Raw genomic sequence first — 13,059 nt, 5'->3', positions numbered from 1 at the left:
GTCATGGCAACACTGCTCGCGATCGGCACCGCCAAGGGTCTGTTCCTCGCCACCAGCGCCGACGACCGGCGCAGCTGGGAGATCAGCGGCCCGCACTTTCCGATGACCGGGGTGTACGCGGTGGCTGTCGACACCCGTCGCGCCACGCCGCGCCTGCTCGCCGGGATGACCAGCTCGCACTTCGGGCCCAGCGTCGCCACCAGCGACGATCTCGGCGGTTCTTGGGACGAGCCCGACCACGCGCCCGTCGCGTTCCCGGCCGACACGGGCGTCTCCCTCGGCCGGGTCTGGCAGTTGACGCCGGCCGGCCCCGACGAGCCGGACGTGGTCTGGGCCGGCACCGAGCCGTCGGCCCTGTTCCGTTCCACCGACGGCGGTCGCAGCTTCGAGCTCGTCCGCTCCCTCTGGGACCATCCGCACCGGCCGGAGTGGGGGGCCGGGTTCGGTGGCCAGGCCGTGCACACGGTGCTGCCGCACCCGCGTGACCCGGCTCGGCTGCTTGTCGCGATGTCCACCGGCGGCGTCTACCGCTCGCAGGACGCGGGGGCGAGCTGGTCGCCGGGCAACACCGGGATCCGGGCCTCCTTCCTGCCCGACGAGTGGCCGGAGTTCGGCCAGTGCGTACACAAGGTGGCTCGTGACTCCGGCAACCCCGAGCGGCTGTACGCGCAGAACCACCACGGCGTCTACCGCTCCGACGACGACGGGCGCACCTGGGCCTCGATCGCCGGCGGGCTGCCCAGCGACTTCGGCTTCCCGATGGTGTCGCACCCGTCGCGGCCCGACACGGTGTGGACGTTTCCACTGGTGGCCGACGGTGAGCGCTTCCCCGTCGACAGTCGCTGCCGGGTGTTCCGCTCGACCGACGCCGGCGCCAGATGGGAGCCGCTGTCGGTGGGTCTGCCCGAGGGCCCGTTCTATCCGGCGGTGCTGCGCGACGCGATGTGCGCCGACGACGCCAGCCCGGGCGGGGTCTACTTCGGCACCCGCTCGGGCGCGGTCTACGCGAGCCGCGACGAGGGCGACTCCTGGTCGCTGGTGGCCGCGCACCTGCCCGACGTGCTCTGCGTCCGCGCCGCGGCGGTCTGACGTGGTCACCGTGCTGCTGCCCGGCCCGCTGCGCGGCGAGGCCGGCGGTGCCAGCCGGCTCAGTGTCTCCGCCGCCGGCACGCTGCGGGCGGTCCTCGACGAGCTGGCCGTCGCGCATCCGCGGCTGGCCCGGCGGCTCCGCGACGAGAGCGGCGAGCTGCGCCGGTACGTCAACGTCTACGTCGACGGCGAGGACTGCCGGCACTCGGGCGGGCTGGCCACCCCGGTCGGCGACGGGGCCGAGGTGCGGGTGCTGCCCTCGGTGGCCGGCGGCTGAAGCCGAACGTCCGGGTATGTCCCGTTCCCTGCGTGACCCGCGCCACCCGGAGATAGGCCGCCCACGGAATAGTTGCGTCGTCAAATAAGTTGTGAGCTGCGTCCGGGTACCACGACGGACCCGGTAGACACGCGAGGAGCTGGTCATGCAGTTCGGAGTCTTCACCGTCGGCGACGTCACGGTCGACCCGACCACCGGTCGGGAGCCGACCGAGCATGAGCGGATCAAGGCGATGGTCACCATCGCGTTGAAGGCCGAGGAGGTCGGCCTGGACGTCTTCGCCGCGGGCGAGCACCACAACCCGCCGTTCGTGCCCTCGTCGCCGACCACCATGCTCGGCCACATCGCGGCGCGCACCGAGCGGCTGCTGCTGTCCACGGCGACCACGCTGATCACCACAAACGACCCGGTGAAGATCGCCGAGGACTACGCGATGCTCCAGCACCTGTCCGACGGTCGGGTGGACCTGATGATGGGCCGGGGCAACACGGGCCCGGTGTACCCGTGGTTCGGCAAGGACATCCGCGCCGGCATCCCCCTCGCCATCGAGAACTACGACCTGCTGCACCGGCTGTGGCGCGAGGACGTGGTCGACTGGAAGGGCAAGTTCCGCACCCCGCTGCAGTCCTTCACCTCGACGCCGCGCCCGCTCGACGGGGTGCCCCCGTTCGTCTGGCACGGCTCGATCCGCAGCCCGGAGATCGCCGAGCAGGCGGCCTACTACGGTGACGGCTTCTTCGCCAACCACATCTTCTGGCCCAAGGAGCACACCCAGCGGATGGTCGGGCTCTACCGCCAGCGGTACGCCCACTACGGGCACGGCACCGCCGACCAGGCCATCGTCGGCCTCGGTGGGCAGGTGTTCATGCGGCGCAACTCGCAGGACGCGGTCCGGGAGTTCCGGCCGTACTTCGACAACGCCCCGGTCTACGGGCACGGGCCGTCGCTGGAGGACTTCACCAGGGAGACCCCGCTGACCGTGGGCAGCCCGCAGCAGGTCATCGACCGCACGCTGGGCTTCCGCGAGTACGTCGGTGACTACCAGCGCCAGCTGTTCCTGATGGACCACGCCGGGCTGCCCCTGAAGACGGTGCTGGAGCAGCTCGACCTGCTCGGCGAGGAGGTCGTTCCGGTGCTGCGCAAGGAGTTCGAGGCGCTGCGCCCGGCGCACGTGCCCCAGGCGCCGACCCACGCATCGCTGGTCGCCGCCGCCGGCGGTGGCAAGGACAGCACAGTGCACGCGGTGGACGACGTGACGGGAAAGGCACCGGAGGGGGCGACCCGATGACCCGCCGCACCCTGGCCGTGGTCTCGGCGGGGCTGAGTCAGCCCTCGTCGACCCGGCTGCTCGCCGACCAGCTCGCCGGGGCGACCCGTGACGAGCTGGTCCGGCGCGGCCACGAGGTCGATCTGCGCGTCGTCGACCTGCGGGAGTACGCCCACGACGTGGTGAACAACATGCTCACCGGGTTCCCGCCGACCGCGCTTCGCGAGGCCATCGACGCGGTGACCGGGGCGGACGGGATCATCGCCGTCACCCCGATCTTCAGTGCCTCGTACAACGGGCTGTTCAAGTCCTTCTTCGACGTGCTCGACGCGGGGTCGCTTGTCGACCGGCCGGTGCTGGTCGGGGCGACCGGCGGCACCGCCCGGCACTCGCTGGCGCTGGAGCACGCCGTCCGCCCGATGTTCAGCTACCTGCGGGCGGTGGTGGTCCCCACAGCGGTCTTCGCCGCGCCTGAGGACTGGTCCGACGGCACCGCGGACGGCGCGCTGCGCGGCCGGATCCGGCGTGCCGCGGGGGAGCTGGCCGACCAGATCGAGCGTCGGCCGCCGGCCAGTGGCCCCGCCGACCCGTTCGCCCTCACCACCGACTTCCTCCAGATGCTCGGCAGGGGCGGCGACACCGCTGTCAGCTGACCGGGTGGGCGACCAGCACCGGGCAGTGCGCGTGCTGGATCGCCGCCTGACTGACCGATCCGAGCAGCAGACCGGCGAATCCGGACCGGCCCCGGGTGCCCACGACCAGCAGCGACGCCGTGCCGCTGGCCTCGATGAGCCCCTGGGCCGCGCCGGCCGCCCGGACCGGATGCTCCCGCACCACGAGGTCGGGATGCTCGGCCCGGACGGCGGCGGACGCGTCGGCGAGCAGTCGCACCGACTCGGCCTGGTACGCGGCCTGCGACTCCTCGATCTCCTCAGGTATCGGCCGGTCGCCGTCCGGCGGCGGGCTGATGTGCGTGAGCACCAGCGGCACGGTGCGCAGCGAGGCCTCGTACGCGCCGAGCCGCACGGCGAGCCCGGACGACTCGGACCCGTCCACGCCGACGAGCACCGGCGCGTCCACCGGAATCGGCTGCTCGTCCGGGCGGACCACAAGCACCGGACAGTGCGCGTGCGCGGCGACCTGTGCGCCCACCGAGCCGAGCAGCAACCCGGTGAACCCGCCCAGCCCGCGGCTGCCCACGACGACGAGGTCGGCCCGGCGGGACTCCTCGACCATCGTGGCGCCGGGGCCCCCGGCGACCTGGCTCACCTCGACCGTGAGGCCGGGCCAGCGGTCGGTGAGATCGGCCGCCGTCCGTTCCAGCATCTCCTGCGCCTCCCCGGAGGGCGCCGGCACACCGAGGTCGTACGGGTTGAGCGGCACGCCGTAGCCGAGCGGATGCAGGTAGCCGTGCACCAGCCGTAACGGGCGGGACCGGAGCAGGGCGGCGCGGGCCGCGTGCTCGGCGGCGACGAGGCTGGACGGTGAGCCGTCCACACCCACCACGACAGGTCGGTTCATCGGCACTCCCTGGGTCGGTCAGGCCATTGTCGGCGCACCCACCGCGCGACGCCGGCATTTGCCGGTACGCGCCGCCGCCCGGACGCGGCGCCCCGCGCCCGGGCGGACGGGGTGTCAGCCTTCCCGACCCTCGCGGTTGCGGACGACCACCACCGGGCTGTGCGCGTGGTGCAGCACCGCGTGGCTCACCGAACCGAGCAGCATGCCGGCCAGCGCGCCCCGCCCACGTGCCCCGACCACTGTCAGCTGCGCCCTGGCCGACTCCTCAACCAGCAGCCGCGCCGGCGCGCCGTACGCGACGTGACGCCGTACCGGCACGTCGGGATAGCGCTGCGACCAACCGGCGACCGCCTCGGCGAGTTCCCGCTCCTCCTCGGCGACGAGCGCGTCCACGTCGTACCCGGTCGGCAGGAGGTCGGACGGCCCGGCCGGGATGATCCAGGCGTGCACGGCCACCAGGCCGGTGCCCCGCAGCGAGGCTTCCTCGAAGGCGAACCCCAGGGCCTCGGTGGACAGGGCCGAACCGTCGACTCCGACCACCACCGGTCCGTCGGCGCGGGCCTCACCCTTGACGACGAGGACGGGGCAGCCGGCGCGGGCGGAGACCTGCACCGCCACCGAACCGATCAGCAGCCCGCCGAAGCCGCCCAGGCCCCGGCTGCCGAGCACCAGCAGCGCGGCGTCCCGGGCCTCGGCCAGCAGCACCGGGGTGGGTGCGCCCTCGACGACCGCGCCGGTGACGGCGAGATCCGGCGCGACCTTGGTGGCCTCGGTCACCGCGTCGGCGACCAGCTGGTCCGCCTGGCGCCGGAAGCCGGAATTGGCGGGAGCGCCCGGCGCAGGCTCCAGCGGTACGCCGTAGAGCGCCCAGATGAACGCGTGCACGACCCGCAGCGGGCGTCCCCGCGTCACGGCTTCCCGGGCGGCGACCCGCACCGCCTCCAGCGCCGACGTCGAACCGTCCACCGCCACCACCACGGGGGCACCAGATCTGATGGTCATTTCCGTCCTCCTTCGTTGCACCTCCATCGTCACGCGTACCTGCTCGGACGGTCAGGGGCGGACGGTAGGGGACCCGGGGGCCGTTGGTCCCGTAACGACCACGTCCTCGCGCCGCGACGCCGGGACGGTCGGGTCGCCCCGCCGGGACGGTTCGCCGCCGGCGTCGTCGTCGCGGGTGCCCGGGTCGTCGCCACCGTCGGCTCGTCGTGCCGGTGGCGGCGTCGGGCGGCGGCGGGTCAGCCACAGCACCAGCGCGGGGACGGCGCTCACCGCCGCGCAGGCCAGCAGCACGCCAGGTGTCAGTGGGTCGGTGCCCAGCAGGTCCCGCAGCGGGGCGACCAGCACGCCGCCGACCTGGAGCAGGGCCGACACGGCGACCGCGACGAGGAGGCCTGGGTTGCCACGCGGCGCCCCCGCCGGGCGGGGTGCCCGCACCGCCAGCGCGACGCCGAGCTGGGCCAGGCCGAGCACCACGAAGACCACCGACTGCCAGGGCAGGTCCCGGCCGGCGGCGACCACGCCGGCGCCGAGCACCACGGCGGCGATCAGCGCGCCGGTGAGCAGGACGTCCCGACCCAGCCCCGCGCCGAGCACCGACTCCTGCGGTGAGCGGGGCGCCCGCCGCAGTGTGCCCGGTTCGGCCGGTTCGGCGCCGAGGGCCACCCCGGGCACGCCGTGCGTCAACAGGTTCACCCAGAGGATCTGCGCGGGCAGCAGCGGCACGGTCAACCCGAACAGCGGCCCGATCAACATCACCAGGATCTCGGCCACCCCGCCGGAGAGGGCGTACCGCAGGAACCGCCTGATGTTGTCGTAGATGCGCCGGCCCTCGCCGATGGCGGCGGCCACGGTGGACAGGTCGTCGTCGACCAGGACCAGGTCGGCGGCCTGCCGGGCGACCTCGGTGCCGCCGCCCATCGCCACCCCGATGTCGGCGCGGCGCAACGCCGGGGCGTCGTTTACCCCGTCTCCGGTCATCGCGACGACGTGCCCGCGGGCCTGGAGGTCGGCGATGATGTCGAGCTTCTGTTCCGGCTGGGTGCGGGCGAAGACCCGGGTGTCCGGGTGCGGCGTCGCCGCGTCGTCGCCGCGGGCGAGGGGGTCGCCGTCGCGCCAGAGGCCGAGCTGGGAGCCGATCGCGGCCGCCGTGGCCGGGTGGTCCCCGGTGATCAGCAGCAGTCGCACCCCTGCGGTGTCGAGGCTCTCGGCGATCTCGGGGGCGCCCGGGCGCAGCGGGTCGCCGACGGCGACCAGCCCGAGCGGGCGCAGACCGGTCGGCGCGGCGAGGTCCGGCGGGGTGTCCACCAGGGCGGCGGCGACGGCGAGCACCCGCAGCCCCTCCGCGGCGAGCCGGTGGGCGGTGCGGGTCAGCGCGGCGATCTCGTCGTCGGTGGCGTCGAGCAGGTGCGGGCCGAGGACGCTCTCCGGGGCGCCCTTGCAGACCACGAGGTGGCGCTGGTCGCCGGAGCGGTGCACGGTGACCATCCGGCGTTGGGCCTGGTCGAAGGGGTGTTCGGCGACCCGGGGCCAGGCGCTGCGGGTGGCCTGCGGGTCGAGGCCGCACCGCGCCGCGAAGGCGACGAGCGCCGCTTCCAGGGGGTCGCCCACGGCGCCCCACTCGGCGCGTTCCTCGTCGGGAGGTGACAGGGCGGCGTCGTTGCAGAGCAGCCCGGCCCGTGCCAGGCGGCGCAGTTCCTCGGGTACGGCCACCGCCGCGCCGTCACGGTGCACGGCGCCGTGCGGGGTGTACCCGCTGCCGGTGACCCCGTACCGCGCCCCGTCGGTGGTGACGGCCTGCTGGACCGCCATCCGCCCCTGGGTGAGGGTGCCTGTCTTGTCGGAGGCGATCACGGTCACCGAGCCGAGCGTCTCCACCGCGTGCAGCCGGCGCGGGATGGCGTTCGAGGCGGCCATCCGGCGCGCGCCGAGCGCCAGCGCCAGCGTCACCACCGCGGGCAGGGACTCGGGTACCGCCGCGACGACCAGGCTCACCGCCGTGATGGCCATGTCGACCACCGGCCGGCCGGCGACCACCCCCGCGGCGAAGACCAGCCCGGACAGCGCGACAGCGACCAACCCGAGCGTGCGGCCCAGGACGGCGAGCCGGCGCTGCAACGGCGTGGCGGTGGGCCGGGTGCCCGCCACAAGCGTGCTGATCCGGCCCAGTGCGCTCGCCGGCCCGGTCCGCCGCACGGTGCCGGCCGCGCGGCCGGTGGTGACGACGGTCCCGGCGAGGGCGTCCTGCCCGACGGTCCGCCCCACCGGCACCGACTCGCCACTCAACGCGGACTCGTCCAGTTGCAGGCGGTTCGCCTCGACCAGCAGCAGGTCGGCGGGCACGATGTCGCCGGCCTCGACCCGGACGAGGTCGCCCCGGACCAGGTCGGCTGCGGGGACGGCAAGGTCCCGGCCGTCCCGTACGACCCGGGCGGCGGGCGCGGCCAGCTGACCCAGCGCCGCCACGGCGCGGTCCGCGCGGATCTCCTGCACCACCCCGATGACCGTGTTCACCAGCACGACCAGGACGATCACGGCGGTGTCCGGGTAGTCGCCGAGCGCGGTGGTCACCACTGCGGCGGCGAGCAGCAGCGCCACCAGGGGATCGGTGAGCTGGCGCAGCACGCGTACGGCCAGATGCCGGCGCGGCGGCGGCGCCACCGCGTTGGGCCCGTCCGTGCGCAGCCGGGCGGCGGCCTCCGCCGCGTCGAGCCCGAGCGGGACGAGCTGGTCGACGGCGTCGTCCAGCGTCCGGCTCTGTCCGCCGGTCTCTGCCACCGTGCGCTCCCCACCCTCGCGCGGCGCGTCGCAGGCACGCCGTCCGCACCAACCCTCGCCTGGTGGAGCCCCGGCCGGCAGGGGCGTTGCGCCCGCCGGACCCGGGACCAACGACCCCCGGTGCCGGGCGTCCGGGCCGCACGGCGGGCAGGGCCCGTTCCCCGCGTACCCTCGTCGGATGACCGCCGACGTGCGCCTGCGCCCGGTCCGCGAGGACGACCTCGTGGAATTCTTCCTGCACCAGCAGGACCCGGAGGCCAACCGGATGGCCGCGTTCGGCCCGAAGGACCCGACCGACCACCGTGAGTTCGCCGGGCACTGGGCGCGGGTGCTCACCAACCCCGCGAACCTGGTCCGCACCGTCGAGGCCGACGGCGAGGTCGTCGGGTACGTGAGCGCGTTCCCTGTCGACGACCAGACCGAGGTCAGCTACTGGATCGACCCGGCCCGCTGGGGCCGGGGTCACGCCACCGCCGCCCTGGCCGCGCTGCTGCGCGAGGTGCCCCGGCCGGTGCACGCCCGCGCCGCCAAGGACAACGCCGCCTCCCTCGCGGTGCTGCGCAAGTGCGGCTTCGTGGTGGTCGGCGAGGATTCGGGATACGCCAACGGGCGCGGCGAGGACGTCCAGGAGTGGCTGCTGGAGCTGCCCGCCGACTCCGCTGACCTGGGCGGGCACTAGTCTCGCGGGGTGAACTGGTTGGATCTGGTCGGCTGGGCCGGCTCCGCGGTGCTGGTGTGGTCGCTGTTGCAGTCGCGCGTCCTGCGGCTGCGCGCCCTCAACCTCGTCGGCTGCGTCGTGCTGATCGGCTACAACGCCGCCATCGAGGTGTGGCCCATGGTCGGGCTCAACATCGTCCTCTCGGTGATCAACATCTGGTACCTGCGGGCGATGCTCGCCACCCGGCACGACGAGAAGACCTACCAGGTGGTCGAGGTCGGCGTCGGTGACCAGTTCCTGGCGCACACGCTGCGGGTGCACGGTGCGGACATCGCCCGGTTCAACCCTGACTTCCACTGGGAGCCGGACGCACCCAGTCGCTCCGCGTTCCTGGTGGTCACCGCCGACGAGGTGGTCGGGGTGGTGCTCTCGCACGCCGAGGCCCGCGGAACCGCCCAAATCGACCTGGACTACGTGACCCCGAAGTTCCGCGACTTCACCCCCGGCGAGTTCGTCTACCGGCGCAGCCGCCTCTTCACCGAACGCGGCTTCCACCGGGTGGTCAGCCCGCCCGGGATGCTCGCCCCGTACTACCACCGGCTCGGCTTCCGCCCCGAGGGCGGCTCGTACGTCCTCGACCTGCCGGCGCCGGCGACCACCGGTTCGGCGTAGCGTCGCCCGAGCAGGATTCGGTCGACCCCGGACGGGGCACAGAAGCGCGTACGCCGGCCGGCTCGCCGACCGGCGGCGCCGCGCGTACCCGCCGGCGTCACCACCGTTGAGGGAGCGAAGCGGGCGTGCAGAGCTACGGGAGCCAACTGGCCCTGGTCGGGATCCTGATCGTCATCAACGCGCTCTTCGCCGGCAGTGAGATGGCGTTGGTGTCGCTGCGGGACAGCCAGATCCAGCGGTTGGAGCGCACCAGCCGGGCCGGGCGGGTGCTGGCCCGCCTCGCGAAGGACCCGAACCGCTTCCTGGCCACCATCCAGATCGGCATCACCCTGGCCGGTTTCCTGGCCTCCGCCGCCGCCGCGGTCTCCCTGGCCAAGCCCCTCGTACCGCTGCTCGGCATGTTCGGCAACGCCGCCGAGACGGTCGCCATCGTGGTGGTCACCCTGGCGCTGACCTTCGTCACCCTGGTCTTCGGCGAGCTGGCCCCCAAGCGGATCGCCATGCAGTCCGCCGAGCGGTGGGCCCTGCTGGTGGCCCGCCCGCTCGACCTGCTCGCCAGCATCACCCGCCCGGCCGTCTGGGCGCTCGGCGCCACCAGCGACCTGGTCGTCCGGCTGGTCGGGCTGAACCCGAAGCACCAGCCGGAGGAGATCGGCCCGGACGAGCTGCGCGACATCGTCGCCGGCAACCACGGCTTCACCAAGGAGCAGCGCACCATCATCGCCGGCGCCGTCGAGATCGCCGACCGGCGGCTGCGGGCTGTCCTCGTACCCCGGTTGCAGGTCTTCACGCTCGACAGCGGGACCACCGCGGAGGCCGCACGGCTCGTGCTGGCCGCCACCGGGCACTCCCGCGCGCCGGTGGTGCGCCACGGCGGCCTGGACGACACGGCCGGGGTGATCCACCTGCGTGACCTGGTCGGGGTGCCCGACGACCGGCCGGTCGACGAGATCGCCCGCCCGCCGATGCTGCTGCCCGACTCGCTGCCCGTGGTGGACGCGCTGCGCCAGTTCAAGGCCGAACGCCAGCACATCGCCCTGGTGGTGGACGAGCGCGGCGCCGTCGACGGGATCGTGACGCTTGAGGACATCCTGGAGGAGATCGTCGGGGAGATCTACGACGAGACCGACCGGGACGGCTACTCGGTGCGCCGCGAACCGGACGGCGCCCTGGTGCTGCCGGGCACCTTCCCGGTGCACGACCTTCCGGACATCGGCGTCGAGCTGCCGTCGCGCCCGGACGGCGACTACACCACCGTCGCCGGGCTGGTGCTGGCCCGCCTCGGGCACATCCCCACCGTCGCCGGTGAGGACGTGACCCTGGACGGCTGGGTCCTGGTGGTGGCTGGCATCGACCACCGGGCCATCACCGAGGTACGACTGAGCCGGGTGCCCGACGAGACGGACGCCGAGCGGGACGCCGAGCCGGTGCTGGACGAGGCCCGCAGCTGACCCCGTCGAGGGCGCGGCTCAGTCGCGGGAGAGGTTCTGCAGACGGACCTGCCCGCGGGCGACCAACCGCTCGTCACCGTCGGTGATCTCCACCTGCCAGAGCTGCTGGCTGCGGCCCCGGTGCACGGGCGTGCCGACGGCGGTCAGCTCGCCCTCCCGGACGGCCCGCAGGAAGTCGGTCTGGTTCGACACGCCGACGACAGTCCCCCGGTCGGCCAGCCAGAGCGAACCACCGACGCTGGCCGCGGTCTCCACCACCGAGCAGTACACCCCGCCGTGCTGGATGCCGAACGGCTGGTGCAGCTCCGGTCGGACCTGCCAGCTGATGACCACCCGGTCGGCGGTGGCCTCCTCGAACGTGAGCCCGAGCAGGGCGACGAACCCACCCGTCAGATCCGGCTTCTCCACGGCAAACCCTCCTCGATCAACGGGGCGCAAGCCTAACCGGGACGGGTTGCGCGAAACCCGGTACGGGTCGGGGCGGGCGATGGGGGAGAATCGGTGACCGTGACCGACAGCAGCCCCCCGCCGACCGAGCGGGACTCCCTGACCGACGACCTGCTCTGGCGTGGCCTCATTCAGGACTCGACAGGCCTCGACGAGCTGCGCGAGCTGCTCGACGGCGGGGCTGCCGCCACCTATTACGTGGGCTTCGACCCCACCGCCCCGAGCCTGCACGTCGGCAACCTCATGCAGGTCCTGATGGCCCGCCGGCTGCAACTCGCCGGGCATCGACCGTTGCTGCTGGTCGGCGGGGCCACCGGGCAGATCGGTGACCCGAAGGAGAGCGCCGAACGGGCACTCAACCCACTCGACGTGATCGCCGGCTGGGTCGAGCGGATCCGCGAGCAGCTCGCGCCGTTCGTGTCGTACACCGGCGACAACGCGGCGCAGCTGGTCAACAACCTGGACTGGACCGGCGAGATGTCGATCGTCGAGTTCCTCCGCGACGTGGGCAAGCACTTCCCGGTGAACAAGATGTTGGCCCGGGAGGTGGTGCGGGCCCGGCTGGAGACCGGCATCAGCTTCACCGAGTTCAGCTACCAGCTGTTGCAGGCCAACGACTTCTACGAGCTGCACCGCCGGCACGGCTGTCAGCTCCAGTTCGGTGGCTCCGACCAGTGGGGCAACATCACCGCAGGCGTCGACTACGTCCGCAGGCGCGGCGCGGGGCCGGTGCAGGCGTTCACCACGCCCCTGGTCACCAAGGCCGACGGTACGAAGTTCGGCAAGAGCGAGGGCGGCGCCGTCTGGCTCGACCCCACGATGACCAGCCCGTACGCGTTCTACCAGTTCTGGCTCAACGTGGACGACCGGGAGGTCGACCGCTACCTGCGGTACTTCAGCTTCCGCTCCCGGGAAGAGTTGGAGGAGCTGGCGAAGGCCACCGCCGAACGACCGGCCGCCCGGCTGGCCCAGCGGGCGCTCGCCGAGGAGCTGACCACTCTTGTGCACGGCCCCGAGGAGACCCGGCAGGCGGTCGCCGCCAGCCAGGCGCTGTTCGGGCGTGGTTCGCTCGACGACCTCGCCCCGGAGACGCTGCGCGCGGCGTTGACCGAGGCGGGCCTGGTACGCCTCACCGGCGAGCTGCCGGACGTGGCAGGCCTCCTTCGGGACTCCGGGCTCGTGAACGGCCTCAAGGAGGCCCGCCGGGTGATCGCCGAGGGCGGCGCGTATGTCAACAACAACCGGGTGACCGAGGTGGACGCCGCGGTGTCTCCGGACGATCTGCTGCACGGCAGGTACCTGGTGCTGCGCCGCGGCAAGCGCTCCTTCGCGGGCGTTGAGCTGGGCGGATAGTCGGCCGTCGACGGTGTGACGGGGGACGCGTCCGGCGGATTTGACGATCACTCCGCCGGACGCGTAACTTTCTCTCTGCCAGCGCGGAACGGACGAAACAGGCGAAAGCCGAAATCGGCCGGAGCGCGGCGAACGGCCTCGGGGCCGGGCGGGCGTGCCCGCCGGATCCCGGACCGGGAGGTGCCACCAGAAACGCCGCGAGGCGGATTTGGCGCGGCGAAACCGACCGGGTATGGTTGGCAGTCGGTAGGGCACCGGGCGGGTCGCGGGAAATCGCGACGGCCGGCCTACCGAATCCGTGACGAGAGCGGCGCAAGCCGATCGAGACATGGTGCCCGCATTACCGGCTGAAGCACGACGAACCGCGAAACACCGGTTTGACACGGCGGAAACGGGCGGGTAACGTAGTAAAAGTGCCTGGCGCTGAAAGCGCCGGGACGCAGAGCGGAAAAGCCCCGAAACGGGTGCCACTGAGTGTGGTGTTTGGTTCGGTGTGTGGTTGTTCTTTGAGAACTCAACAGGGTGCTTGTAAAGCCAGTGCCAATTA

At 73.1% G+C, this 13,059-nt stretch carries 12 protein-coding genes; 8 read left to right on the top strand and 4 right to left on the bottom strand.

What is annotated here, in order from left to right; genetic code table 11:
* Positions 1-3 precede the first annotated feature (3 nt).
* The 4 genes from ACZ6N8_RS10770 to ACZ6N8_RS10755 all read left to right on the top strand — a co-directional run bounded on the left by ACZ6N8_RS10770 (position 4) and on the right by ACZ6N8_RS10755 (position 3,286).
* Positions 4-1,089, top strand: a complete 1,086-nt coding sequence (locus ACZ6N8_RS10770; RefSeq protein ID WP_466009207.1) for a WD40/YVTN/BNR-like repeat-containing protein — start codon at positions 4-6, stop codon at positions 1,087-1,089.
* Between the two features lies 1 nt (position 1,090).
* Positions 1,091-1,366: a ubiquitin-like small modifier protein 1 gene (locus ACZ6N8_RS10765; protein WP_466009205.1), complete on the top strand. Its 276-nt coding sequence runs from the start codon at positions 1,091-1,093 to the stop codon at positions 1,364-1,366.
* A gap of 145 nt (positions 1,367-1,511) precedes the next feature.
* Positions 1,512-2,654 (top strand): LLM class flavin-dependent oxidoreductase, encoded by a 1,143-nt coding sequence (locus ACZ6N8_RS10760; RefSeq protein WP_466009203.1) that lies wholly within the window; start codon positions 1,512-1,514, stop codon positions 2,652-2,654.
* Complete coding sequence (locus tag ACZ6N8_RS10755) at positions 2,651-3,286, top strand: FMN reductase (protein ID WP_466009201.1); 636 nt, start codon at positions 2,651-2,653, stop codon at positions 3,284-3,286. The genes ACZ6N8_RS10760 and ACZ6N8_RS10755 overlap by 4 nt, the downstream gene beginning before the upstream one ends.
* On the opposite strand, the gene ACZ6N8_RS10750 is transcribed toward ACZ6N8_RS10755, so the two are convergent.
* The 3 genes from ACZ6N8_RS10750 to ACZ6N8_RS10740 all read right to left on the bottom strand — a co-directional run bounded on the left by ACZ6N8_RS10750 (position 3,279) and on the right by ACZ6N8_RS10740 (position 7,901).
* On the bottom strand, positions 3,279-4,160 hold the full coding sequence (locus ACZ6N8_RS10750; RefSeq protein WP_466009199.1) for a universal stress protein: 882 nt from the start codon (positions 4,158-4,160) through the stop codon (positions 3,279-3,281). The genes ACZ6N8_RS10755 and ACZ6N8_RS10750 overlap by 8 nt on opposite strands.
* Before the next feature lie 108 nt (positions 4,161-4,268).
* Positions 4,269-5,156, bottom strand: a complete 888-nt coding sequence (locus ACZ6N8_RS10745) for a universal stress protein (RefSeq protein ID WP_466009197.1) — start codon at positions 5,154-5,156, stop codon at positions 4,269-4,271.
* A 51-nt stretch (positions 5,157-5,207) separates the two neighbouring features.
* The gene (locus ACZ6N8_RS10740) at positions 5,208-7,901 is read right to left on the bottom strand and encodes a cation-translocating P-type ATPase (RefSeq protein ID WP_466009809.1); all 2,694 of its coding nucleotides are present in this window, start codon (positions 7,899-7,901) and stop codon (positions 5,208-5,210) included.
* 208 nt (positions 7,902-8,109) lie between these two features.
* On the opposite strand from ACZ6N8_RS10740, the gene ACZ6N8_RS10735 reads away from it, so the two are divergent.
* From ACZ6N8_RS10735 to ACZ6N8_RS10725, 3 genes are all read left to right on the top strand, one after another.
* On the top strand, positions 8,110-8,610 hold the full coding sequence (locus tag ACZ6N8_RS10735) for a GNAT family N-acetyltransferase (protein ID WP_466009195.1): 501 nt from the start codon (positions 8,110-8,112) through the stop codon (positions 8,608-8,610).
* A 9-nt stretch (positions 8,611-8,619) separates the two neighbouring features.
* Positions 8,620-9,261, top strand: a complete 642-nt coding sequence (locus ACZ6N8_RS10730) for a hypothetical protein (protein ID WP_466009193.1) — start codon at positions 8,620-8,622, stop codon at positions 9,259-9,261.
* Positions 9,262-9,386: 125 nt separating this feature from the next.
* Positions 9,387-10,712 carry a hemolysin family protein gene (locus tag ACZ6N8_RS10725; RefSeq protein ID WP_466009191.1) on the top strand — a complete coding sequence of 442 codons (1,326 nt, stop codon included), beginning with the start codon at positions 9,387-9,389 and terminating at the stop codon, positions 10,710-10,712.
* A gap of 18 nt (positions 10,713-10,730) precedes the next feature.
* Here ACZ6N8_RS10725 and ACZ6N8_RS10720 read toward each other — a convergent pair whose 3' ends face one another.
* Positions 10,731-11,120 (bottom strand): PaaI family thioesterase, encoded by a 390-nt coding sequence (locus tag ACZ6N8_RS10720; protein WP_466009190.1) that lies wholly within the window; start codon positions 11,118-11,120, stop codon positions 10,731-10,733.
* A gap of 99 nt (positions 11,121-11,219) precedes the next feature.
* Here ACZ6N8_RS10720 and tyrS point away from each other — a divergent pair, with 99 nt between their 5' ends.
* A complete protein-coding gene (gene tyrS, locus ACZ6N8_RS10715) occupies positions 11,220-12,512 on the top strand; it encodes a tyrosine--tRNA ligase (protein ID WP_466009807.1) in 1,293 nt (430 codons plus the stop codon).
* Positions 12,513-13,059 lie beyond the last annotated feature (547 nt).

This window comes from Micromonospora sp. NPDC047521, from assembly GCF_055587305.1.
This window is presented reverse-complemented; position numbering and strand designations above follow the sequence as displayed.

What these genes read in the sequence shown, in the direction of transcription:
- ACZ6N8_RS10770 (WP_466009207.1), top strand. Translation starts at nt 4, where the DNA reads ATGGCAACACTGCTCGCGATCGGCACCGCCAAGGGTCTGTTCCTCGCC.
- ACZ6N8_RS10760 (WP_466009203.1), top strand. Translation starts at nt 1,512, where the DNA reads ATGCAGTTCGGAGTCTTCACCGTCGGCGACGTCACGGTCGACCCGACC.
- ACZ6N8_RS10755 (WP_466009201.1), top strand. Translation starts at nt 2,651, where the DNA reads ATGACCCGCCGCACCCTGGCCGTGGTCTCGGCGGGGCTGAGTCAGCCC.
- ACZ6N8_RS10745 (WP_466009197.1), bottom strand. Translation starts at nt 5,156, where the DNA reads ATGACCATCAGATCTGGTGCCCCCGTGGTGGTGGCGGTGGACGGTTCG.
- ACZ6N8_RS10735 (WP_466009195.1), top strand. Translation starts at nt 8,110, where the DNA reads ATGACCGCCGACGTGCGCCTGCGCCCGGTCCGCGAGGACGACCTCGTG.